Genomic DNA, 855 nt, shown 5'->3' with positions numbered 1-855 from the left:
GTTGGATGAAAAGTTCCGTTTGATGGAAATGAATGAATCAAAGACAAGTGGTGCTATGCAAGAAATTGCGGATGCATTGGGGATCCCTGAAATTCACCGCATTGAGGCATTCGATCACTCGCACACGCAAGGGGCCGAAATGGTATCTGCGATGGTCGTCTTTGAGGATGGTGTCCCTAATAAAAATAAGTACCGTAAGTACAAAAACAAGACAGTCGAGCATGCGGATGAACGGGCTGAAACGATGGAAGTCATTCGGCGTCGGTATACCCGTTTGTTGAAGGAACACGCTGAGATGCCAGATTTGATTTTGATGGACGGGGGTGTCATTCAGTTGAACGCTGCCCGGGAAGTCATTGAGGACGAATTGGGCCTTGATATTCCGGTTGCAGCCATGGTGAAAAACGATCAGCACAAAACAGCGGACTTGTTGCGTGAAGAGGGTGAGCCCCACGTGAACTTGGATCCAAAGTCACAAGGCTTTTTCTTGTTGCAACGGATTCAGGATGAAGTGCACCGGTTTGTGATTACGTTCCACCGACAATTACGGTCTAAAAGTTCTTTGGGTTCAAAATTGGATGAAATTGCCGGCGTTGGTCCAAAGACACGTCAGAAGTTATTGGCTAAGTTTGGCTCATTAAATAAGATTGCGAACGCCTCGATAGCGGACCTGCGAGAAGTGGGTGTCTCTGAAAAAGTGGCTAATGCAATCAAAATTTCGTTGCAAGCAATTCAGCATGCTGATGATTAAAGGTGGTCAAACCCGCGCAATTACTGTAAAATGATAAGCGACAAAATACGCCTGTTACAATGGAATTTGTGCTTGGCGTGCCAGCTTGTCCTGTTCGCGTGAAT

Annotated in this window: 1 protein-coding gene; it reads left to right on the top strand. The window is 46.3% G+C overall.

Going from position 1 to position 855, the window contains the following annotated elements:
• The coding region (locus tag WEIDD23_RS08715) for a helix-hairpin-helix domain-containing protein (protein WP_242865483.1) at positions 1-751 on the top strand (751 nt) is incomplete at its 5' end.
• Positions 752-855 lie beyond the last annotated feature (104 nt).

It is taken from the genome of Weissella sp. DD23 (genome assembly GCF_001579105.1).
Lineage (GTDB): Bacteria > Bacillota > Bacilli > Lactobacillales > Lactobacillaceae > Weissella > Weissella cibaria.
This window is presented reverse-complemented; position numbering and strand designations above follow the sequence as displayed.